Here is a 22,756-nt window from a genome sequence, read left to right as displayed (position 1 = left end):
TAAACTATTGAATTTTAATGATTCGATGAATTTCAGACAAAAAAAAGCGAGTCCCTTGGGAACTCGCGAAAATCTATTCAGTATGATGTAACAAAATATGAGCCAATCTATTAATCATAAGAAAGGACAAAGGTTGTCTATTCGGGATAAATAATAATCAACTAGGTGCTCTATATTGTCATCACATTGTCAGCATTAGGTGCGGTTATTATCAACACCTAATGATGTCCAGATCATCCATTCAGCGGCGATTATAGGAGTCACTGTTAGTGGCCAATCGCCATTTCATCGAGCGCTAAGAACACATTTTCGTCTAAGTGACCTTCGTGAACTTGCTTGCATACCTTGCGGCGTACAGCCAGGCCAGAAATAAGACGCTCAATTGAAAGGTGTCGATTACTGGTACTATCGCGGTCATTGTAGAGTTCAATCAGCTTACTCAATGTTTCGTAAGGAATCACATCCTCACCGACTCTCAACCAATCAAGCTTCTCAATGAGCTCAGAGCACTCTTCTTTGATTGAGGCATGTGAGTGCCCGGTCATTGCTGATAAAGCCGTTATACTGCGTTCTAGAGCCTCTGAAGAGGTATATTTAGATAGGGTTATCATGATCTCGTCAGCATTGATCTCAACAGAGTGCTTACGTTGTTTAACTCTTCGCCCTAGCTTGCCTCTTGGTGAAGGAGCTTTACGCTGAATAGGCTCAAATTCGCCATCAATGATTTCAGATAACTCTTCCAGCTTTTGCTTAGACACCATTTCATTGCGCAGTGGGTTCGGCAATGTTGGCGCCATGTTTCGCTTACCTGCGTTGGTGGTGCGCGCTCTTGAGTAACGCAGCACTTCTTCAACGTTACATTTGATATCGACCTGATAATCTGTGGTCTTGCCTTTTTCGATCAACGCCGTGATCGTCAGATGGTAACCCCACAGATTGACGAGGAAGGTATCTTCTTGCTCCCCTACTTCACCCAGCTTTCTCAGCTCGCGGATCAGATCCATCGAAAAACGACGCCAATCAATGTTACGCGCCAGTTTTTGATTCAGTTCGCTCAATAGCATGCAATCAGAATGACGACGCGCCATACGGCTTCTGAAGTACGAATACATTTGGAAGACCAAGGTATGCTGTTTCAGGATCTCTGGTGGGAACAGGAAGAAATAATCGCGCGTTAGGAGCTCTTCATAGAACGATGGCTCCCATACCAAGATGTATAGGTTCGGTTTAATGCGAATTTCGCCGTCAGAGCCCTCTGTAGGCGCTTCTTCCGATGCGGTGATGGTTCTGGCTAAGAATCGGAAACGGTCGCTCTTAAAGCCTTCTGGCATGTTCTCACTTAGCCAACGGCCAGTAAGCTCATGTAACTGAAAATCGGTAAACTCAATGCGGTCAATGCTGTCTCGAATAGAGTCACGAGCCGGGCCGCTGTCTTTCTTGCCACGCAATGAAAGAATATCCGTGATGTAGAGCGGCGTTTTGTTCGGTGTGTGCTTAGCATCTAGGTGGTAATCGTCTTGATGATGATCATGGTATTGAACCGTTAACGTGAATAGCGCGAATAACGTCATCAGATCATCAACGGTCATAATGTTTTTTGAAGATCGTGTTTCGATCACCGCTCGAGTTCCCGAGATCGAAACCATCGATTTCTGGTAGCTCTTACGGGTTCTAGGTGGCGCTAACGCTTGATCGATAATCCCAGCCCAATTAGTTGGCGAGACAATAAATTGATCCGCTTCATCTTTCATCGTTGGCGGGGTATTAAGACCGTGTTCATTCAACAAACGTTTGTTTACTTTGGTTTGTGCGAGGGCTTTAGAACGCTTTTGCTTTTCGTTTTGTTTCACACTTTCAGTCACTAAGCTGGTGGCACCTAGCACTGATATCAACTGGTTGGGATTAACAAAGCGATGTAGCATCGTTTTGCCCGCAAGGCCTTCTTCAAAGCGAACTGGGATTTGTTTGAAAAGTCCGATATTTACAGCCGCTCTGAGCCTTTGCTGTAAGGCAGCACGAGTGACTTGCCCATCGGTTGATTCGATTATTTCAGTGGTTGAAACGTATCCATCTTTGCTGCTAAACCCGCGAAGTGAAATTAGGTTGAGAAGCTCAACGATGCTTTTCGTGACCCCTTTGAAGTGTTGATATTGTTCTATCCATTCAACGGCTGTTTCAGATACCTCAAATAAATGACCATCTTTGTGGCTTCGTGCCTTAATTAACAATTTCTCTTCTGGTTTCATTTTTGATCCGTATCACACTAACCGTAATTTCACTATAGTTCCTGAATGATAAAGAAAGAATGATCATAAATAAAGAGAATTTATTGGCTTTTAAATAACTGATCTTTTTGATTAATATGATCTTAAATGATTAAGTGATCTAATGATCAGGGCGATCATTTGCTTTTAAGTCACTGAATTTAAAGTGTAAAAAAAATATCACTTGGAAAGCATGATCATAAAGATAACGAAACGATGATCATAAAAGTTAAGAAAGCATGATCACTAAACATCAGAACGATGATCATTAAGTCATTGTAAGCATGATCATTGTTGGTTCGAAAGCATGATCATTATACTTATACAGCTTATCCACAGTCCATAATTGATCGACGAGTTTTAAATCATCAATGTGGATATTTTCGTTGGCTATTTTATCGGAACAATGATCAAGCAATACGACTTTTACATCGTTCCTCCCCTTTTCTGTTTAAAACTTACTCGGTATTGATTACATAATCGATGGTTTGGGACTTTTGGCTCGATACTCAATAAATCAGGAAGCATGATCATGAAATTGTCATGTTTCTGCATTTCCAATCTGTGTCGATTGAATTTCCCATCAATGAGGCCTTATAGAGCTTGAATCCCCATTGCAAAAGCATTTGTCCGTAAGTTAGCTGTCAATTTACATGCTTCCGGAACGATATTTACTTGATCATTTTTCCGGAAGTTGATCATTTCGAACGGGCACTCATGCGGATCAATATTGACGAGTTTACACCTTGATCATGCTTCATAATATAGCCTTATTAATTTTCTTACGAGTTCTGTATCCCATGATCATTCTTCCGGTTGAGGCTTAATTCTTTTTTTTTAGTGACGTCTCATCTTCGCTTTGTTTATTTATTTACCAAACGATTTTCTAGGTTTTACTCTTTGTTGGTTGAAAACCTGTCAATTTCGAATGCAAATCACACGAACCGTAATCTATGCTTGTGTTTCAATCGTTCCGAAGTTTTTTGACTGAAATTCCATTTACATTGTAAATAAGTGATGCTGTAACATTTCAAATGTAAGGTAGATATAGCACTGTTATACATGACAAAAAAGGTCACTTTTGTGTTTGTCTTAGCCGTTGTTTCATCAAACTGTAAAAATACAGTCTATTTTATGTGATTTTACTCATAAATGTATGTTCATGTTTTTGTTGTGTTTGTTGTTAATCGCTGTACAATTTGTACTTAGTTAATCATTACGGAAACTGGCAATGAAAAGAGAACAAACGATTGATAAGCTCTATCAGCTGGCCGAACAAACTCAACAAGTTCAGGCTGACCGAATTGAGATTATTCTGGAAGAGCGAAGTGATGAGCATTTCCCTCCAATGTCTAAAGCTATGATGGAGACGCGTTCAGGCTTAACTCGTCGTAAATTGGATGAGGCTATCAATAAGCTTGAAGCAGATGGTCATCAGTTTACAAAGAACAACGCCAATCATTACTCGATTTCATTGACCGAAGCTCACATGCTGATGGATGCGGCTGAAGTGCCGAAGTTCCACCAACGTAAGCAGCATGTAGACAATAAGCCATGGGTTATTAACGTACAGAACCAGAAGGGTGGTACGGGTAAATCAATGACAGCGGTTCACCTAGCGGCTTGTTTGTCTCTGAATTTAGACAAGCGCTACCGTATCTGTCTGATTGACTTGGATCCACAAGGTTCTTTGCGTCTGTTCTTAAACCCACAAATTAGTGGGGCAGAGCACGACAGTATCTATTCTGCCGTTGATATCATGTTGGACAATGTGCCTGAAGGCCAAGATGTTGACCTTGAATTCTTGCGTAAGAACGTATTATTGCCAACACAGTATCCGAATCTAAAGACGATTTCGGCGTTCCCAGAAGATGCGATGTTTAACGCTGAAGCGTGGCAAAGCCTGTCTCAAGATCAGTCACTTGATATCGTTCGTCTTCTTAAAGAGAAGCTTATCGACAAAATCGCCGATGATTTTGATGTGATTATGATCGATACCGGTCCTCACGTTGACCCGCTAGTGTGGAACGCGATGTACGCATCGAATGCACTTCTTATCCCATGTGCTGCGAAGCGTTTGGACTGGGCTTCAACGGTTAACTTCTTCCAACACTTGCCAACTGTGTATGAGATGTTCCCAGATGATTGGAAAGGGCTTGAATTTGTTCGCCTTATGCCAACGATGTTTGAAGACGATAACAAGAAGCAGGTATCAGTATTAACTGAGATGAACTACTTGTTGAATGACCAAGTCATGATGGCAACCATTCCAAGAAGCCGTGCCTTTGAAACTTGTGCTGATACTTACAGCACGGTTTTCGATCTGACGGTTAGCGACTTTGAGGGCGGTAAGAAAACTCTAGCCGTTGCTCAAGACGCGGTACAAAAAAGTGCTCTAGAATTAGAGCGAGTATTACATAGCAACTGGCCTTCACTTAATCAGGGATAACAAAAATGGCAATTAAAACATCTGACTTAAATGCAAAGCTATTTGGTAAAGCAAACAAACGCCGCGTAGCAACACCTCAAGAAGCGCAAACAGCCGCAAAAGAGCAAGCTCAAGTGATTGAACTTTCGGTTGCGGGTGAAGAGCTGGTTTCATTTGAATTGGTTCGAATTCCTGCAGCTGACGTTGCGACTCGAACGGTTGTTTTTGAAGACAATGCTCGTGAGCAATCTTTCTTAAATGAACACGCTCTTTCTGATGTTCTGACTACGCTAAAAGAACGCGGTCAGCAATATCCAGCGGTTGGTCGTAAGAATAAAGATGGCAAGATTGAAGTTCTTGATGGTAGCCGTCGTCGTATGTCATGTATTTTAGCGGACAAAGAGTTCCTAATTTACGTAGCGGAAAACATTAACGGTGAACACGCTAAGTTCTTATCAGACGTTGCTAACGCTCATAAGCCACTTTCTCTTTACGAGAAGGGTAAAGAGATGCAAGCGAAACTGGATAAAGGCGAAGCTGAAGATCAAAAAGCACTAGCTAAAATGTTCCAGTGCAGCGAAGCTTTGGTGAGTGGCGCATTAAAAGCGGCGGCTTTACCACTTGAATTGCTACAAGCTTACCCTAATGTGAGCGACCTTGGTCGTCCGACGATTGTTAAACTGCACAAACAATTTGGCGGTTTAACGGGTGAACAGCAACAAATATTGCTGACTAAGTGTGATGCTTCTGAAGGTTTTGTATGGCAGCGTAGTGAAGCGCAAGGTGTTACGCGTTTAACGAAAGACGTGACCGAAACTTTGGAAGGTTGGATTCTTGAACTGGCACCTGCGCCAGCGAAGAAAGCATCTCCAAAAGTTGAGCTTATCAAAGGTCGTGCTTCATACAGCCGCAAAGGTTCAAACCTAGCTTTGAATCTTAAAAAAGTGGATGATGCGACGATGCAAGAAATCTTAAACTTCGTTCAATCAAAACTCGATTAAGTTTTCAAACTATCGAATGACTCTAAAGCCGCTTTATGCGGCTTTTTATTTGGCTGTGATAAACTGTGTTTAGATGAATCTGGACGCTAATTATGACGAACCCAACAAACACCTTTCTACATACTCTTTCCCAAACCGCCGCGCATAATCAGCATCGTTACGGTGTTGTCTTTTCTGGTGATAGTGATTGGCAAGACGCTACGATTCAGAGCTTTCTTGATACCTCTTTAGCACAAACAATTTTCCAGATGGGTGGTTCGCCTTTTCAATCGGTAACACATGTTCCCGTTAAAAAGGGGCAACAACTCCTAGGTCGAGAATGCCAACTTCTTGTTTGTGATTTTAGAGAGCAGTTTGATGCCAATAGTTTTAGTGCGGCACTGGGTGCGTTAGTCGGCGGCGGCTTGTTGTTGGTTATCCCGCCCAACCCCGATGAATCTGAAGACGGTTTGAATGCTACTTTTGGTAAACGTTGGTTAGCGTCCAACTTCGCCAAACTGTTTCCTGTTTCACAAAACGATGAACAGCTTACGCAACTCTATACTCGTAATTCTTTGCCTGAAGAATTAACCCAACCGAATTTGTTCGATAGATTTGAGCAACAACAGACGGCAGTAGAGTTAGTTAAGAAAGTCGTCTCTGGACATCGAAAGCGCCCTTTGATTCTCACTGCAGACAGAGGCCGTGGCAAGAGTTCGACATTAGGTATCGCGGCAGCGGAGCTTTTGGTTGAGCGTCACGGGCTCAATATCATTGTCACCGCACCTTCGGTTAAAGCGGTTGAGCCAGTATTTGCTCACGCAAGCCAACGACTAGACCCTTGTGACGTTATCAATGCTACTCACATTAGCCATCAAGGTGGCAGTCTAAGATTCGTCGCACCAGATGAAATACTTCAATCTAAGCCTGATTGCGATTTGTTATTGGTTGATGAAGCGGCTGCCATTCCAATCCCGATGCTTAAATCTATGGTCGGCAGTTATCACCGTATGGTTTTTTCAACCACGGTTCACGGATACGAGGGAAGTGGACGAGGATTTGGCATTAAGTTTGAGTCTTGGCTTTCTGAGCATCGTCCTGGCTGGAAGGGCTATAAGCTTGAGCAACCAATCCGTTGGAATAACAACGACCCTCTAGAACGTTGGCTGTTTGATTGCTTCCTGCTGAGTGGTGCGGTTTTATTGAGTAGCTCTGCTGTTCATGAGGCTGATGATTTTTCTGACGAGGTGCTCAGCCAACTGAATTTGGTCGAGCTATCTAAAACTGAGTGTCTGGCGAACCCTGAAAAGCTTCAGCAGTGTTTCTCTCTTTTAGTCGACGCTCATTATCAGACATCACCCAATGACTTAATGCAGTTCCTCAGTAATCCGGCTATCCACTTATACGCAGCTTGGCAGCAAGATATCTGCTTGGGTTGTATGTTGGTGACGGAAGAGGGCGGTTTAGATAAAGATCTGATTGGTCAGATTCAAATAGGAAAGCGCAGACCTCAAGGGCATCTCGCGCCAGTATTGTTAGCGAATCAGCTTGGCTCTATTGAAGCGGCAACAAACCGTTGTCTGCGTGTGATGAGAATTGCGGTTTCAATTGACCATCAAGGTTTAGGCTTAGGGAGTTGGATGCTTGAGCAGTTATCGAAGCAAGTCTCCGATATGGATTATCTGGCAACGAGTTTTGGGGCGACCAGCGAATTGGTTTCTTTCTGGCGACGTAACCAATTTGCTCCCGTGCATATTGGGCATCAAAGAGATCAAGCGAGTGGTTGTCACTCGCTGTTGATGGTGAAGCCACTTGTCATTGATGCTAACAATTGGGTCGCGCAGGTGCAGTCTCAGTTTGAGGAAAGCTTTTTCTTTCTCGTATCTGGTTCTCTAATTTCTCTTGAAGTTGATATGGTTCGTGCTCTATTGCCAAGTCAGTCACTGTCAGTTAGTGAGTTAGAAAAGAAGTTGCTTCGCAACTATGTAGAAGGCGGAAACAGTTACGACAGTATTGGCTTTATCACGTTGAAATTAATTCTAGCGAGAAACTCTCAACAGTCGAGCGAGCCTTCACCGTCATCAACAGAGCAGCCTACTAATTCTGAAGGACAACATCGTGATGCTGATTATTCGGCTATCTCTGATTTGTTGATTGCTAAAGTAGTGCAACAAAAAGGGTGGGGGGCTTGTGTTGAACAGTTCAACCTTACCGGGCGTAAGCAAGCAGAAGTTCAGCTTCGACAAGACATCTCTATATTGTTGTCCAATTTACAGTGTAAATAGGCGGGAAGACTTTCCAGATTAATTTACAGTGTAAATCCTAAATGGCGATTTACACTGTAAACTGAAATCTATCTTTTGCTTCTTCTTCTTCTTCGATTACTGGCTTATACGCGTCCCTTAATCTTACTCTCTTTTCCTAAACCCTCTTATTGACCTAGTAACCCTAGAGTTGGAAAGTGCCGTCTCAGCATTTTAATTTGAACGTTGAGCTCATCAACTCAGGCAAACCGGATCTCGTTTACTCAATCGAATACCTGTTTACTGATGTGCGTTTCAATAAAGACTTTCATCATCGCTTTTATCGAGTGTTTACTTGGTGTCTTCATCTGAAGCTTTCCCGCCATCGAATAATTCTAATCGTATTCATGCTCTATTTTCCATTGTCAGGTTCTAGAGCTCTATTCCAAAATTGCTTTTAAAAATCGCGGATTATGATTGTAAAGGTGAGCCCGCTCATAAAATGCGTGTGTCTTATTTCTGAGTCATGTTTGCACAATCGAAAGTAAGTGATGTGACGCTGATTATTCTGATGTGGTGATTCTAAGCTCAGAACGAATTATATAGACTGAATAACAACTGAGTCATTAGGGATACTCGATTCGAATGTGGGACAACATTGTTACTTTGTCAGAAGATAAGCTGCAGGTGGTTGCTCGTTTGCCATCTGGATTTGTGGTCGACGCAAGCTTTGATAACAAGACATTGCCACCAGCCTTGGAAGCTTTGAACGCATCTAACTATTTTCTTTTCGAAGAAGAGGTACTGCGCTTTGTCACTCTTTCTAAAGAAGGTAAGGGTGAAGCTTATGAGGGAATCTTGATTGCCGAAGTTCGTCATGCCAGTGTTGCGGTCGAATTGTCAGATGATGAGATGCTCGCGAGCCTTGTCGTGACGGGACCCTATAATGGACATCCGCTGCGTGGTAGCGACATCATTCACTGTTTGGCTCAGGCCCACATAACCAAAGGCATTAATAAATTAGCGCTTAGAAAAGTGTTGATGATGAGTAGCAAGCTAAAGCCTGGAGAAAAATTTACTCAGCCAGTCGCTCAAGGCACACAACCCGTAAAGGGTAAGGACGCGAAGTTTGCCGCCTTGGTTGAAGACATTACTCGCCAAGTATTAAAGCCGCGCAGCAAAGACGCTGGCAAGATTGATATGCGAGATTTAGGTGAGACCATTACCGTTGGTCAAAATGATCACTTGATGAAGCGCACCCCTGCGACTAAAGGTATTGCTGGCTTTACCGTTCAAGGTCGAATCATCCCACCGCTTCCTGGACAAGACAGTTTAATCAAACCTGGCAAGGGCACCTACATTTCTCCCGACGACCCTAATTTACTTCTCGCCTCATGCCCCGGTTTACCAATCATAAAAGAACGCAGTATTGAAGTTGATGATGCGCTATGTGTCAGCAATGTTGATGTGTCTACCGGTCACGTTAAATTTAAAGGTAACGTTTTTGTCTCTGGAAACATTGAACCTGGAATGATTGTTAAGGCGACAGGCTGCATTACGGTTGGTGGTTTTATTGAATCGGCCGAGGTTCAAGCGCAAGGGGACATCAAAGTCGCGAAGGGGATTATTGGTCACACTACGAAAGAAGGTGAGCCCAAGTCTTGCAAAGTATTTACCAAAGGTTCCATTACTGCCAGCTACGCTCAAAATGCAGAGTTACAAACGGGTACCGATCTTCGTCTTGGTGTACACAGCATGGGGAACGAGATTCGATGTGGGCATGACCTTATCGTGATGGACACGATGAAGAAGCATGGCACGCTCAGTGGCGGAGAAGCTAAGGTGGGTGGCAAAGTGGAATGTGTCTTCTTGGGCGTAGAAGGGGATACCGCTACAAAGGTTCATGGTTTTGCGCGCTACGACGGTTACCGACAGAAGATTGCAGAACTGAAAGAAGTGTATAAACACGCGCAAGAACAAACCATGGGCGTAATTCGCCAAGAGCTCGAATTTAAGAAGCGGCCAAAAGCGGAAAGAAGCGAAGAGCAAGCGCAGGAGATTGAGCATCAACGAGAAAAGAACAATCTCGCGATTGAAAATACTAAGTCGCAGTTGGATACACTCGAAGCGGAGTTTGAAACCAACCTTGCCGAGTGTACCGTAGAGGCACACGAAAAGGTGTATACCCGAGTCACTATTCAGTTTGGCGATGAAACAGTCACAACCAAACGAACTCATGGCGGCAGTGTTTTCTCGTTCAACCAATATGAGATTCAATGTTCGTTCAAGATGGAACAAGAAGATATCTCGTTGTAATTGGTGCCCATTTACGGCACCGATTCAGCGGTTATCAAGAATATCTTCATCGTAATACGGCATCATGTTAGAAGAAAGATACCTGTGAATGACATTGCCCCTGATGTTCATTAGATAAAACAAAGATCAACTGCTATTCAATATTCTCCATTAATCAGAAGACCACACCGAGCGAATATCTGGCCACCCCCAATTAGTGAGCGATACATCTTCTAAGATGCCGTGAAAACGTAATGTTTGAGTGTGATGGAACATAGGAGCAATCCAATATTCACTGATGAGTGTTGAAGCGATGGGTTCTAGTGCTGTTAGATAATCTTCAAGTGGAGTGAACGCTCGTACGTTTTCCAATTGTTCATCAAGCCACCTTGCATTTGCCTCTCCCAGTGTGTGGTGCAAAACGTTATTGCTGTAGAAATTAGAAAACGCTGAAGCATGACGGTTATCATCCAAATTGGTATTCGTTAAGATCAGTGTTTCATTGAGCGTGCCGTTCTCTGCTTTTTCACTCAACTCTCGATAGGAATACATTACTATTTCAACCTTACAGCCGTGCTCGGTCAGTACAGAAGAAATAGCGCGAGCGCATCGACGCAATGCTGTGTAGTTGTAACCTGCGATGGTGATGGTTTTTGGTAACGCGCTGACTTCACCAAACGGGCGTAATACGGGGCTCCAAATGGGTAATAAGTTGTTGGCTAGTACGCTGCCATAATGCGTTTTCTCTTTACGAAACAGTTCGAGCAGTCGCTGGGGGTGAATTAGCTCCGTTATGTAACGACGTTGGGCACGTGTTAATGGATGTTTCGTATGCTGATTGAATAGAGCGAATAAGCAGCCGTCTTCAGTTCGACTGTGTTGACTCGAGTGAGAGGCATTCGGTGTTTGTATTGAAACTTCAATACCGCTCGTGGTTTCAGATACTTGGATAGGAGCATTACTTGATAGCGATGGGTTCTCCATTTTCTCATCATTAACAATCCAAATCGTGACTAAATCGACTAACACACGACACGCATAGTAGTCATCGAACGCTTGCAGCTTTAGTTTATTTTTATCGTGCTCGACCACAGAGAATGGGCCACTTCCAATCACCGAATTGTTGTTTGCAACATTCACTTGGCTCGCTGGCTGAATGCCGTATTTGACGCCTGAAATAAGCCCTGCGAACCCACGATCCGGTTTACTTAATGTAAATACAACTTTCAGAGGATGCGGTGCAGTGATATCGGTGACGTGTGCTAGCTCTTTTTGGTAATACGGAAGAGAGCTAAGCTTGGCAAACAGGCTCACAATAGTATCCGCATCGATTGGTGTCTCGTTATGGAACGTTAGCCCAGGGCGAAGATAAAACGTCCATTGATAATTATCCTCATCATAACGCCAGTGATGAGCAAGTTCAGACCTCACAACGCCATTGTCATGACTGGATACCAAGCAGCAATAAACCTGACGCAAAAAGAAACGCTCACTACAACGGTGTAATTGGTGGGGGACAATGCGTTCAAACATTCGCTTATATGTCAGCTGGATGTTCACTCGGCCTTCTTGAACAGAAGTCCCAGAGGTTGTTTTTAGGAGGCGGCCAAACATCGCCTCATCTTCATCGAGAATCGCTAGTGCTCTCTCATACTTGCCTTGTTGGATTCGTTCTAGCGCAAGGCTCTCTTTTAGGGCGCTTAGCTCAATGTTTAAAAGTAGCGTTGATCGTTGATTTCGACCCGCTTTGGGCTGCCAGATTAACCAGTCCAACTCCTGCATTTGAGACAATAAGTTGCGAGCATGCCGAGGAGAAGTACACAGTAAATCAGCAACTTCCTGTACTGTGGTTTTTATTTCGCTACCGACACCAATTGTTATGATTCGCTGGTAGTATCGAAGCAGGTTGAGATTAGACACTAAAAGCCCTTAGTTAATGAATAGCTTTGCATTTTACTCAACTTAGCTTTGAAAAAATAAGAAAATGTTCGGCTACTTTGTTCCTCTTTTGTTGTTATTTCAGATAAAAAAAAGGGGGAGCTGATGCTCCCCCTTTGCTTTTTAGTGATATTGATTTAGTTAGATTCTTTAAGTCACATGATCGCTTTAACTTGCAGCTCTTACCTTACCTTGCTTCAAGTCTGACAGAACTTGCGCTTTTGGACCGTCGGCAATAATGCTGCCTTTCTCCATCACAATCACTCGATCAACAATGTCTAACATCGAAGTCTTGTGCGTGATTAGAATCAAAGTTTCGCTAGGTAACAGTTGGCTAAGCTGATGCTTGATGTGCATTTCTGAACGGTTATCCATGGCACTGGTTGGTTCATCCATCAATAGCACTGGCGGACGACCTAGAAAGGCTCTAGCAATCGCGATAGCCTGACGTTGACCACCCGATAGCAATCCGCCACCTTCACCGACTTGGCGCTCTAAGCCTGCAGGATCTTGCTGAGTGAAAGCAGTAACGCCTGCGCGGTTAGCAGCATCCATAACATCGCGGTCATCAACCAATGGACGACCTAATGTGATGTTGTCTCTCACTGAACCATAGAACAAGTTACTGTCTTGCGGTACACAGCCTATATTGCGTCGTACGTCGACATGGTGAAGTTGTTCCATGTCAGTGTCGTCTATACGAACATGGCCCTCTGTGGGCTTGTAGAGGCCCATAATCAAGCGTTCTAATGTCGTTTTACCTGAACCGATACGGCCGATTATCGCCACTTTCTCACCGGGTGTAATGGTTAGGCTCAAATCTCTCACTGAGGCGACTGGAGAATCAGGGTAGTGGAAGGTTACTTTATCCAGTGCAATACGACCTTGAATGATAGGGCGGTGGATATAACGCTTTCCTTCTTCTTGCTCATCAGGCATCGACATCACTTGTTCGATTAAGGTCATTGAAGATTTCGCCTGATTGTAACGCGTCGAAAGCAATGAAAGTTGAACAAGAGGCCCAATGGCACGGCCGCTCAACATGGTCGCAGCAATCAAGCCACCCATCGTAAGTTCGCCTTCTGCAATTAGATACACGCCAAAAATGATCATACCGACGTTGGTACTTTGCTGAACAAAGCCTGCAGTGTTTTGGATGCTGTCAGTAATGCGGCGACTTTTGATGTTCCAGTTCGCCATGTGCGCGACAGCTTCTTCCCAACGGAATTGGAATTGGCTTTGAGCGCTGAAAAGCTTAACGGTTTCTAACCCAGCCAGACTCTCGATTAAGTTCGCGTATTTTTGAGAAGCAAGGCGTGAACCTTCTTCAATGGTTCGACGCAACGGGCCTTGGATTAACAATGCATAGATGATCAGAACGACAACACCTACCACAGGAACAAACACCAGATTCCCTGCCATTAACCAAATTAAAGCCAGGAACATTAGAGCGAATGGTAAATCGATTAACGAGCCAATCGTTGCAGAGGTAAAGAACTCACGAATCGATTCGAACTCTTGGAGGTTTTTCGCAAAAGCACCGACTGAAGCCGGTTTTGCTTCCATACGAATCCCGAGTACTTTACTGAATAGCTTGGATGAAATCAGAATGTCTGACTTCTTACCCGCGACATCAATAAAGTAACTTCTCATCAATTTCAAAAGCAGATCGAAAAGGAAGACGACGAAGATCCCGCTTGCCAGTACCCATAAGGTTTCAAAGGCGAGGTTGGGCACCACTTTGTCGTACACCAATCGAGTAAACATCGGGGCCGCAATGGCGAAGACATTAATCAAGATAGATGCGATCAGCACGTCTCGGTAGATGTTTTTCGATTCCCAAATGGTACTCCAGAACCAGTGACCTTGACGTGTTTTTAGAATCTCTGGTGAGCGCTCATCGTAACGAAACTGCTTTTTGACTAAGAAATAGCGGCCAATAAACTGTTCTTTCAATTCCTCAACTGGAATGACGATCGGTACCATTCCGCTTTCTGCAGTGATGATCTCGGCTTCTTGTTTTTCTAAATCGATACTATTAAGAACACATGCCTCACCCTGCTTGAGAAGTAAAACAGCAGGTAAAATAAGATGAGGGATGCTTTCTAAGTCGGAACGGTTTTCTTTCGCCACTAATCCCGCACGCTCGGCAGAGCGAGGGAATAGGAAAGGGGTGAGCTTTCCATCGGATAGTGGCAGTCCATTGATCAACGCTTCGGGTGAGTTAGCTAACCCGTAATATCGGCTAACGTAGATCAATGAGTTCAATAGTGGATCTTGCATGCGATATAACCTTACTACTATTTATCAACAATGAAGCCTTGGAACACTTCTACGTAGTTATCAGACAAAATATCAAGCTGAGTCTGAGTTTCAATTCGTGACGCAATGGTCGTCACGCCAAGGTTATGAGCCGTTCTTGAGATCGACGTTAATGTGAATTTCTGTTTTTCATCATCAAGGTTATGCGTGAACAAGTAATCGAGCTTCACATAGCTCGGGCGGTACTCGTTGATGTAATCCAATGATTGGAAGTTACGTCCGTAGTTATCGACACCAAACACCGCGTCAGCGTTGCGAATGGTGTTACACAGTAGCGCGGTGTAGTGCGGAACGTTGATGAAACAGTTTTCTGGAATCTCAAAGTGGAGTAGGTGAGCGATTGAGGCATTTTGCTCAAGAGTTTTGCCAATCCAACGGATGAAACTTGGCTGAGAAATACTGCTTGGTGAGATATTGATGGCAACAGGGCTCGTGACTTCTTTCGCATTAAGCTTTTCAATCATTTTCTCGATAACGTATTGGTCGAGAATATGGCTCATTTCAAGTTGCTCTAGTGCGTACAAGTATTGGTTTGCACCGTAACGAACACCGTCTTTCTCAATCGCAGAGAACACCTCTTGGTGATAGGTTTTGCCAAAGGCATTGTTTGCAGCTTGAAGACGGAAGGTGATGAGGTCGTTGATGATCGCTTCTTCAACCAACATACGCCATTGCTGTTTACCCATCACAGCGCCATGATCGTCTGCTGTGACGTAGCCATAATTAAGTTCACGGTTCGCTTTCGCACTTGAGAGCGCGTTATCCACCAGCGACATGATTTCGGTACTGGTTTTACGTTTGTTACTGTATGTCACACCAAGCGCAATGTGTGGGTTTGCCATACCGGTTGGATCTGAACCTAGGTTTTGAATGCAGTTTACGATGCTGCTCGCGACGAGTTTAAGTTCGCTCTCGTCGATGTTTGGCATAATGAAGCCAAACTCGTCACTCGAAATACGAGCGATGGTGATATCTGGCGATGAAATTGACGCCTGTAACTGTTCAGCTAGTTGGTGAACTAAGGCATCACCTTCTTGGTAGCCTTTTTCATCGTACTCTTCACTAATAAACTCGGCTTTTAGTACCGCTAAACCGCCTAAACTTGACTCTTCTAACCACTGAGTTAATTGAGACATGTAGTAAGCGCGGTTACCTAGTTGAGATACAGGGTCGATATAAGCGCGTTCACGTAGCTTCTGAGCTTCTTTCGCTTGGTTTTTAAAGGCTTGTTCAACTTGAGTAGACATGTGGTTAATACCATCAACCACCAAGATCAAATCTTTGGTTTTCGGACGAACCAGTGGTTCACCAAACTGGTTTTTGGCGATCTGATCCATTTTGGTAATGATCAATGAGAGAGGGCGCAGTGCTCGCTTGAGGATCCATGAGATAGAGATCAAACCCAGTAAAAAGATCGCACCAAAAATAGTCAGTAAGCGGGTAAATGCCTGCCAGAGTTGATCATAAGCAGGACCTGGGTGACTCACGATCTCGACTTCTGCCAGTTGCATCCAGCCACTGGTGATCACGCGGCGGTCATGAACGGGTTCAAATAGATTTAAACTCGTAAACCATTCCGGTACTCCCGTTGATTTCACCGGGTAAGAGCGAAGAATATCGTCTCCGGTGTCTAGAAAAATCAATCGAACAACAGAGTAAGAACTGCCATCAAACAGGGCGTTGATAACAGACTCCACTGCCACCTTGTCCTTTTCTTCTAGGTAAGGGGCGAGAGCCAGTCCAACAGTATTAATGGTATTACTTACCTCAGAGCGTTGCTGCTCCTCTAAGTATCCACGGGTGGTATTGAATTCGATCATAAAAACTGACGTCATCAGCAGTATGAACACCGCAACCATCCCGACCACAAGCTGTTTATATAAAGTCATTGTACCTACTCATCGTAATTGATAATGGGTTTGTTTAATTTTAGAGAGCGCTCACGAGAACGTAAGTCGTTCCATAAGCTCAATCTTGAAGATTTCCCTGCTAGCTTACCGCTGCCTGCTGCCGACTTAATTAACCAAAGGTTTTTACCATTGAAACTGTAAATTGGTCGTAGGTCACCGCGCTTAGAACCGCGTTTTATCTCAGGGTTTAAGTTGTCCAAAATTAGTGGCTCTGCACTTGGTTTTGAGTAGTAAGCCAACACCATATGGAATTGGTTTAGCTCGAGTGCTTTTACGTACACCAATCTTAATTTTTTATCTGGCACGCCCAGTTCGAGCAAAGAGAAGTATTTCGCGATGGTGAAATCTTCACAGTCACCCGCGTTACTGCCTAGAAACTCCAGTGGCGTTGCCCAGTAATCGTTCTTTCCCCAAAGTATGCTGTCATCGACAAAGTACATTTGGTTGAAAAATTGATTAATGGATTCGAGCTTTTCTCTTTCGCTTAATCCACCATAGGCCGCAATATTTGAGCGCCATGTGGTGACTCGCTTAGCGGCTCTCTCTCCATAGGTTTCGGAAACAGCATCAATCCAACGTTGGTCACTCTTATTGAGTGCCGCAGAGGTAAAAGAGGTGAGGAACAACAGCAAAAGCGAGAGCCGAGACTTCATAGCCTTCGCTCTTGGGGTTGGGTTGCGCATTGAATAGCAGTGTTAAGCATCAAGCGTCCTTACTCTTTTAGTGCATTGTTCTGAGCGCTAAGTATTGGTTTCAACATGTACTCAAGAACGGTTCTCTTACCTGTGATGATATCTACTGAAGCTGTCATACCTGGAATGATCGGCAGCTCTTCGTTTTGTCCAAAATTGTGCTTTTCGGTGCGGACACGCACGATGTAGAAGCTGTTACCCTCTTCATCTTGCGTAGTATCGGCACTGATGTGCTCTAACACGCCTTCTAGACCACCGTATTTAGTGAAGTCATAGGCACTGAATTTAACGATGGCAGTCAATTCTGGACGTAGGAAAGCGATGTCTTGCGGGGCGATTTTCGCTTCAACCAATAGAGAATCTTCAGTCGGTACAATCTCAACAATGTCCATACCCGGTTGGATAACACCACCGACGGTATTAATGCCAAGGGTTTTGACTGTGCCCGTTACCGGAGATACTACGACAGTACGGTTTACTCTGTCTTCAAGGCCAACAGCGGACTCTGTTAATGCAGAGAGTTTGTCTTGTGCTTGGTTAAGCTTTTCTTGCTGCTCTGAACGGAAATTCAGTGCGGCATCGATACGACTGAGCATCGCTTCTTTAATGGCAGAACGTAGGAGAGGGACTTTGAGTTCGCTTGAGGTCATTTCTCGTCGAGTGTCGTTCACTTGTCTTTGCAGCTTAAGCAATTCAATTCTTGGTACTACGCCTTCATCGGCAAGCGGTTTGGTGATATCCAGTTCTTGGCGCGCAAATTGGTAACTCTGTTTTAGGTTACGAACACGCGCTTTAATCTCAATTAGGTCTTGTTGTTTCTGTTCAACTTGTTGATCAAAAACAGAAAGTTGGTTTTTTAAGTTATTCAGGTCTTGACGGTATTCTGCTTTCTGACGATTCACCAGTTTTGGTTGAACCTCGTAAAATTTTGGTGGGAAGGCCAATTTACCGTAGTCGAGTAAGACACTTTTTTTCCACTCTGCTACAGAGAAATCTTCGTCGATAACAACACTGGTTAATGAGGCTGAAAGCATCAATACGTTGGCGGTTAAGTTGGCAACTTGCTGCTCGCGTTCACGGAAGTCTGAGCGAAAGCGAGTGTCATCGATCAACAGCAGTTGTTGACCTTTTTGAACTCGTTGGCCTTCTCTAACCAATATCTCTTTGACTAAACCACCCTCAAGGTTTTGAACCACTTGGATTTGAGAGGAAGGGATGACCTTGCCTTGGCCAACGGTGACTTTGTCTATTTCAGCCCAATTCGCCCACGCAATAGCAGCAACAAAAAACAGAATGATTACCCACAACATTATACGCGCGCTGGTTGGCGTATTGAGTAGCAGTGCCGCTGTTTTATCATCGACGTACTCAAGTTCGGTATCGTTCAATTTGCTGAAATTTTTCTGACTCATAACAGTCCTTGTGTGCTGAATAAAGGTGCAAGCCTATTGAGTGTATTCTTAGTTCTAAGAAATGTTAAGAATTTGTTCGCTTAAATCTTTGAATTTATATATTTTTTAAGAGTTATCGATTTTTGAAATCCGTTTTGTCGAGTTGGTGTTTCCTAAGCTTGTCATACAGCGTTTTTCGAGAGACTTGGAGCTCTTGTTGTACCTCTTTCAGTCGTCCTTGATGGCGATGTAGTGCCTCGATTAAAATTATTTGTTCAAAGCTATCAGTACGTTGGCTTAATGACTGTTGTTGCTCTTCAATTTTTACATCAAACTGGTTTTCTTCGTTTTGCTCATTTTCATCACTGTCGAGAGACGGTTGCTTTACTTGTGTCAAAACTCTGAGCTCGGCATGTTGGCGAAGCTGGCGTATGTTTTCGCTCCAATGAGTAGCGATTAACCGTAGAATCTCTTTTTCTGTGATAACGGGCGGTGGTAACTGATATCGACTTGCTGCACCACGAGCAAAATGTTTAAACAATGAGCCGATATCTTCCGTTCTTTGCGCCAAGGGTAGTAAATTAAATCGGCGCAGTTCACCTGTAATTGTAGTAGGAACTACTGTAGTTGCGATAATGATACAAGTTGCATTGGTCTTGCATGAGTTTTCACGAAGTAGAGTGGGTTTTAGAGCCAATAACCATAGCCATTGATCTGAAGTTAATGCTTCTGTTTCATGGATATAAAGTGTTCCACCCTGATGTTTTTGGAATAATTGCAGAACAAACTGATCAAACGTAGCCTGGTCACTACGCGGTAAATTGAACGCCGCGATCGGGCAAAGCTCAGCGGTATGATGGCTGTGTAAATCGTGCGTGTACTGTGCTGTGATTCTTTTTCCTGTTCCTAAATCCCCAACAAACAACAATAGCGGATTGGCTTTGGTATCTAAGGTGATTAATTCCCTACGCAGGGTTTGCATCGAAGGAGATTGCCCGATCAGTTTCGGCCCGACCTGATTTTGCATCGCCAGTTCTTTTCTTAGCAGATTGTTCTCTTCTACTAATGCCAGCTTGTCAGCCGCTTTTTTTACCGCGGTGAGTAAAGCATCGACCACAAACGGTTTCTCTAGAAAGTCGTAAGCGCCAGCTTTCATCGCTGATACAGCGGTCTGCACGTCACCATGTCCGGTGAGTACAATCACTTGGAAATGGGGGTTATGACTGAGCAATTGCTGTGTCAATTGAATACCATCCATCACTGGCATGTGAATATCGGTGATCACGATTCCGGCTTGAGTAACGTTGATCTTCTTCAGTGCCTCAATGGCATTGGGAAAGCAGACAACATCGATGCCTTCTATAAGCATGGCTTGTTCTACTGAGTCTCGAATTGCTGGCTCATCGTCAACAAAATAGAGTTTGGGCATAGATTGCAAAAGCGGTGTCCTTAGCATTTACAGTTAAATAAAGTGATTTATAACAGGGGATTAGCCCTAATTTCGATAAAGCGGAATATCGAGTGAAAATACCATCCCCGATGGTTCGCGCGGGTTTGCGTTAATGGTGCCGTTATACGCTTCAATGATGCGTTTCGATATCGAAAGTCCCAATCCTAAGCCTTCTGGCTTGGTGGTGAAAAATGGGTCGAACAGTTGATTCAGCTTGTCGTTAGCCATACCTATCCCGTTATCCCAAACCATAAGCTTGCAGATGTCGCCCTGCAATTGCCATTCGATTCCAATCTGCGGGCTCGCTTGTTGGGTTAAGTCTTGGTGGTCTAAAGACTGCTGCTCTGTCGTTTGTTGTAACAGGTCTTGTTGCTGAAGTGCCTGCTGTTGGAATGCCTGCTGCTGAAGCGCTTGAGTGGCGTTGTGGATCAGGTTCACCAGCACTTGCTCTAGCTCGGTTGGGTGAATGGCGATATTGAGGTCATTCGGTATGGTACTTAATCGGAGCGTGATGCCTTGCTTGATCATCACTGCGCTCAGAATACTGGTCGAGTTATTGACGGCTTGATGTAGGTTCGCCACGTGATGTTCTTGTTTGGTGACCTTGCGAGTAAAGACTTTGAGCCGAGCGATGATGTCGGTAATGGTGCTGTTGAGGCCAATCATTTTTTCAAGGTTACTTTTAACCAGGTCTGAGCGATCCATCTCAAGCAGTTTTAGGCTGTTTTCACTGTAGGTTCTTAGCGCAGCAAGTGGTTGGTTGATTTCGTGATTGATGCTGGCTGACAACTCTCCAAGCACGGCTAACTTAGCGGTTTGTGTCAGCTCTTGCTCCGTTTGCTTAAGCTTTAACTGAGATTCTTGATATTGGTAAATCGTCTGCTGAAGTTGGTCGTTAGATTGCTTTAAATAGTGGGTTCGCTTATCAACGGTGTGCTCTAAATTTTGATTCAATTGAGTTAACGCGATCTTAGCTAAGTAAGTTTGACGCCAAGACCAAGCAATGAGCACGACTAAGCTGTAGATAACCAGAAAGATGGCATCTATCTGCAAGACTTTACGTAATTCGGCTTTGGTTTCTTTTAAGGCAACCACTTGGTACTGATTATTACTGGTGGAGGCAGGATAAAGCTTAAAGTTACCTAGCTTGTTTAATTGATTCGTTGTCAGTTGTGTTTGATTGTTTGTCGACGGGCTACTGTTGTTGCTGCTGGTCACTGATGAAGCTTGAAAGGCGTCAATGATCGATATTTTGCTTTGACCGTATTGGCGGTTGCGCGCAATTTCTTGTTGTTGCCCTTGAGTTAAAGGCAACAATGATTGGTAAAGCCAATTGGGTTGGCTAGAAAGAAACACCACTTGATTCGAATCGAGTACAACGATCTCAAAGTCATCGCTGGTGAGGATATTTTCAAGGTTCTCTAAACTGACTTTAACGGTAATGACCCCAACGATGTTGCCAGCAATATACAAAGGTGACGATAAAAAGTAGCCCCTAACATTTGAGCGTGCACCAAGGGCGACATAATGGGTTTTATCGCCTTTAATGGCGGAAGCAAAGTAGGGACGAAAAGAGAAGTTTTCACCAACAAAGGTACGCGGCTTTTGGTAATTGCTCGACGCGACGACGGTGCCACTTTGGTCATGAATGTAGATGGTGTCTGCTTGGCTTTGATTCGACCATTCAAACAGCAACTTATTGAGATCTGTGGCAGTCATTTTGTTTGCTTGAGCGTCGTGAGAAAAATAAGAGATCAAGCGTGGATCGTGGCTAAGCAAATCAGGAATTTGTTTGAATTTTTCGAGCTCGGAATCGATTTGCAGATTGGCTTTGTTGGCGGCTTCATGAAGCTGTTGTGCGACGATTTTTTCTTGATACTGTACGGCCATAAAGTGAGTCGCACTCAGTCCTGCAATGCCTAACAACAATGAGAATAAAACAAAGGGTGTTAGAAGGTTAGGCCGTTTTTTAGTCACTGGTATCTCAGCTTATGATCCGTTTATATATAGACTATCAATATGATGGTTTGAGTACCGAGATCTTGTTAACACCGAACGCTTTCTGTAAGACAAAACCACGGCTTAGACTTGTGTTTCAAAGGATTACAGCGCAAAATCACAAAAAATTAAAAGGAGCAACGAAATGGAACTGACAGATATTCGTCGTGAATACGCTAAGGGTGGACTGAGACGTAAAGACTTGGCCGCAGACCCTATTGAGCAATTCAATCTATGGTTAGAGCAAGCCATCGAAGCTAAGATGACTGACCCTACTGCCATGACAGTTGCCACGGTTGATGAAAATGGTCAGCCATTCCAACGAATTGTTCTGCTAAAGAATGTTGATAAAGACGGTTTCGTTTTTTACACCAACTTAGGTAGCCGTAAAGCGCATCAACTTGAGCACAACAGTAAGATAAGCCTGCATTTCCCTTGGCATCCTCTAGAGCGACAAGTTCACATTACTGGCACCGCTGAAAAGCTGACAGCAATGGAAAACATGAAGTACTTTTCATCACGTCCAAAAGAGAGTCAGTTAGCTGCCATCGCGAGTAAGCAAAGCAGTCGTATTTCTGCTCGTGGTATCTTGGAAGGTAAGTATTTGGAGCTTAAACAGAAGTTTGCTAAAGGAGAGATTCCGGTGCCTTCTTTCTGGGGCGGCTTTCGAGTACGTGTTGATAGCATTGAGTTCTGGCAAGGTGGCGAACACCGCTTGCATGACCGCTTCTTGTTCTCACGCCAAGACAACAGCTGGGATATTGATCGCTTAGCGCCTTAGTTTGGCCTTAATTTGAATCTGTTGTACCAATCAAAAGATACCGTTGATTTTGTGTTTACTCACA

At 43.9% G+C, this 22,756-nt stretch carries 13 protein-coding genes; 5 read left to right on the top strand and 8 right to left on the bottom strand.

Going from position 1 to position 22,756, the window contains the following annotated elements:
• Nucleotides 1-266: 266 nt before the first annotated feature.
• Nucleotides 267-2,246 carry a replication initiator protein RctB domain-containing protein gene (locus OW495_RS06250; RefSeq protein ID WP_017111265.1) on the bottom strand — a complete coding sequence of 660 codons (1,980 nt, stop codon included), beginning with the start codon at nucleotides 2,244-2,246 and terminating at the stop codon, nucleotides 267-269.
• 1,249 nt (nucleotides 2,247-3,495) lie between these two features.
• Here OW495_RS06250 and OW495_RS06245 point away from each other — a divergent pair.
• The 4 genes from OW495_RS06245 (at nucleotide 3,496) to OW495_RS06230 (ending at nucleotide 10,231) form a co-directional block, all read left to right on the top strand.
• A complete protein-coding gene (locus OW495_RS06245) occupies nucleotides 3,496-4,713 on the top strand; it encodes a ParA family protein (RefSeq protein ID WP_004732566.1) in 1,218 nt (405 codons plus the stop codon).
• Between the two features lie 5 nt (nucleotides 4,714-4,718).
• Complete coding sequence (locus OW495_RS06240) at nucleotides 4,719-5,693, top strand: ParB/RepB/Spo0J family partition protein (RefSeq protein ID WP_102513412.1); 975 nt, start codon at nucleotides 4,719-4,721, stop codon at nucleotides 5,691-5,693.
• 92 nt (nucleotides 5,694-5,785) lie between these two features.
• Entirely contained in the window at nucleotides 5,786-7,957 is a 2,172-nt protein-coding gene (locus OW495_RS06235; RefSeq protein ID WP_289885623.1) for a GNAT family N-acetyltransferase, read from the top strand.
• A 603-nt stretch (nucleotides 7,958-8,560) separates the two neighbouring features.
• Nucleotides 8,561-10,231 carry a FapA family protein gene (locus tag OW495_RS06230; protein WP_289885622.1) on the top strand — a complete coding sequence of 557 codons (1,671 nt, stop codon included), beginning with the start codon at nucleotides 8,561-8,563 and terminating at the stop codon, nucleotides 10,229-10,231.
• Between the two features lie 150 nt (nucleotides 10,232-10,381).
• Here the strand turns inward: OW495_RS06230 and OW495_RS06225 are convergent, their stop codons facing one another.
• The 7 genes from OW495_RS06225 to OW495_RS06195 all read right to left on the bottom strand — a co-directional run bounded on the left by OW495_RS06225 (nucleotide 10,382) and on the right by OW495_RS06195 (nucleotide 21,890).
• A complete protein-coding gene (locus OW495_RS06225) occupies nucleotides 10,382-12,130 on the bottom strand; it encodes an SgrR family transcriptional regulator (RefSeq protein WP_102513409.1) in 1,749 nt (582 codons plus the stop codon).
• Nucleotides 12,131-12,316: 186 nt separating this feature from the next.
• On the bottom strand, nucleotides 12,317-14,431 hold the full coding sequence (locus tag OW495_RS06220; RefSeq protein WP_065106001.1) for a type I secretion system permease/ATPase: 2,115 nt from the start codon (nucleotides 14,429-14,431) through the stop codon (nucleotides 12,317-12,319).
• A gap of 17 nt (nucleotides 14,432-14,448) precedes the next feature.
• Nucleotides 14,449-16,359, bottom strand: coding sequence for a LapD/MoxY N-terminal periplasmic domain-containing protein (locus OW495_RS06215; RefSeq protein ID WP_065106000.1), 1,911 nt, complete (start codon nucleotides 16,357-16,359; stop codon nucleotides 14,449-14,451).
• A gap of 5 nt (nucleotides 16,360-16,364) precedes the next feature.
• Nucleotides 16,365-17,033 (bottom strand): transglutaminase-like cysteine peptidase, encoded by a 669-nt coding sequence (locus tag OW495_RS06210; RefSeq protein WP_102513450.1) that lies wholly within the window; start codon nucleotides 17,031-17,033, stop codon nucleotides 16,365-16,367.
• A 59-nt stretch (nucleotides 17,034-17,092) separates the two neighbouring features.
• Entirely contained in the window at nucleotides 17,093-18,484 is a 1,392-nt protein-coding gene (locus OW495_RS06205; RefSeq protein ID WP_017106060.1) for an HlyD family type I secretion periplasmic adaptor subunit, read from the bottom strand.
• A 112-nt stretch (nucleotides 18,485-18,596) separates the two neighbouring features.
• Nucleotides 18,597-19,892 (bottom strand): response regulator, encoded by a 1,296-nt coding sequence (locus OW495_RS06200; protein ID WP_102513408.1) that lies wholly within the window; start codon nucleotides 19,890-19,892, stop codon nucleotides 18,597-18,599.
• A 66-nt stretch (nucleotides 19,893-19,958) separates the two neighbouring features.
• Nucleotides 19,959-21,890, bottom strand: a complete 1,932-nt coding sequence (locus tag OW495_RS06195; protein WP_102513407.1) for an ATP-binding protein — start codon at nucleotides 21,888-21,890, stop codon at nucleotides 19,959-19,961.
• A 166-nt stretch (nucleotides 21,891-22,056) separates the two neighbouring features.
• Between OW495_RS06195 and pdxH the strand changes: the two genes are divergently transcribed.
• Nucleotides 22,057-22,692 carry a pyridoxamine 5'-phosphate oxidase gene (gene pdxH, locus OW495_RS06190; RefSeq protein WP_004732548.1) on the top strand — a complete coding sequence of 212 codons (636 nt, stop codon included), beginning with the start codon at nucleotides 22,057-22,059 and terminating at the stop codon, nucleotides 22,690-22,692.
• The last annotated feature ends 64 nt before the right edge of the window (nucleotides 22,693-22,756 follow it).

The organism is Vibrio sp. 14N.309.X.WAT.E.F5 (genome assembly GCF_030397615.1).
GTDB classification, from domain to species: Bacteria; Pseudomonadota; Gammaproteobacteria; order Enterobacterales; family Vibrionaceae; genus Vibrio; species Vibrio lentus.
Note: the sequence above shows the minus strand (reverse complement) of the source record. Positions and strands in the feature narration are given on the sequence as shown.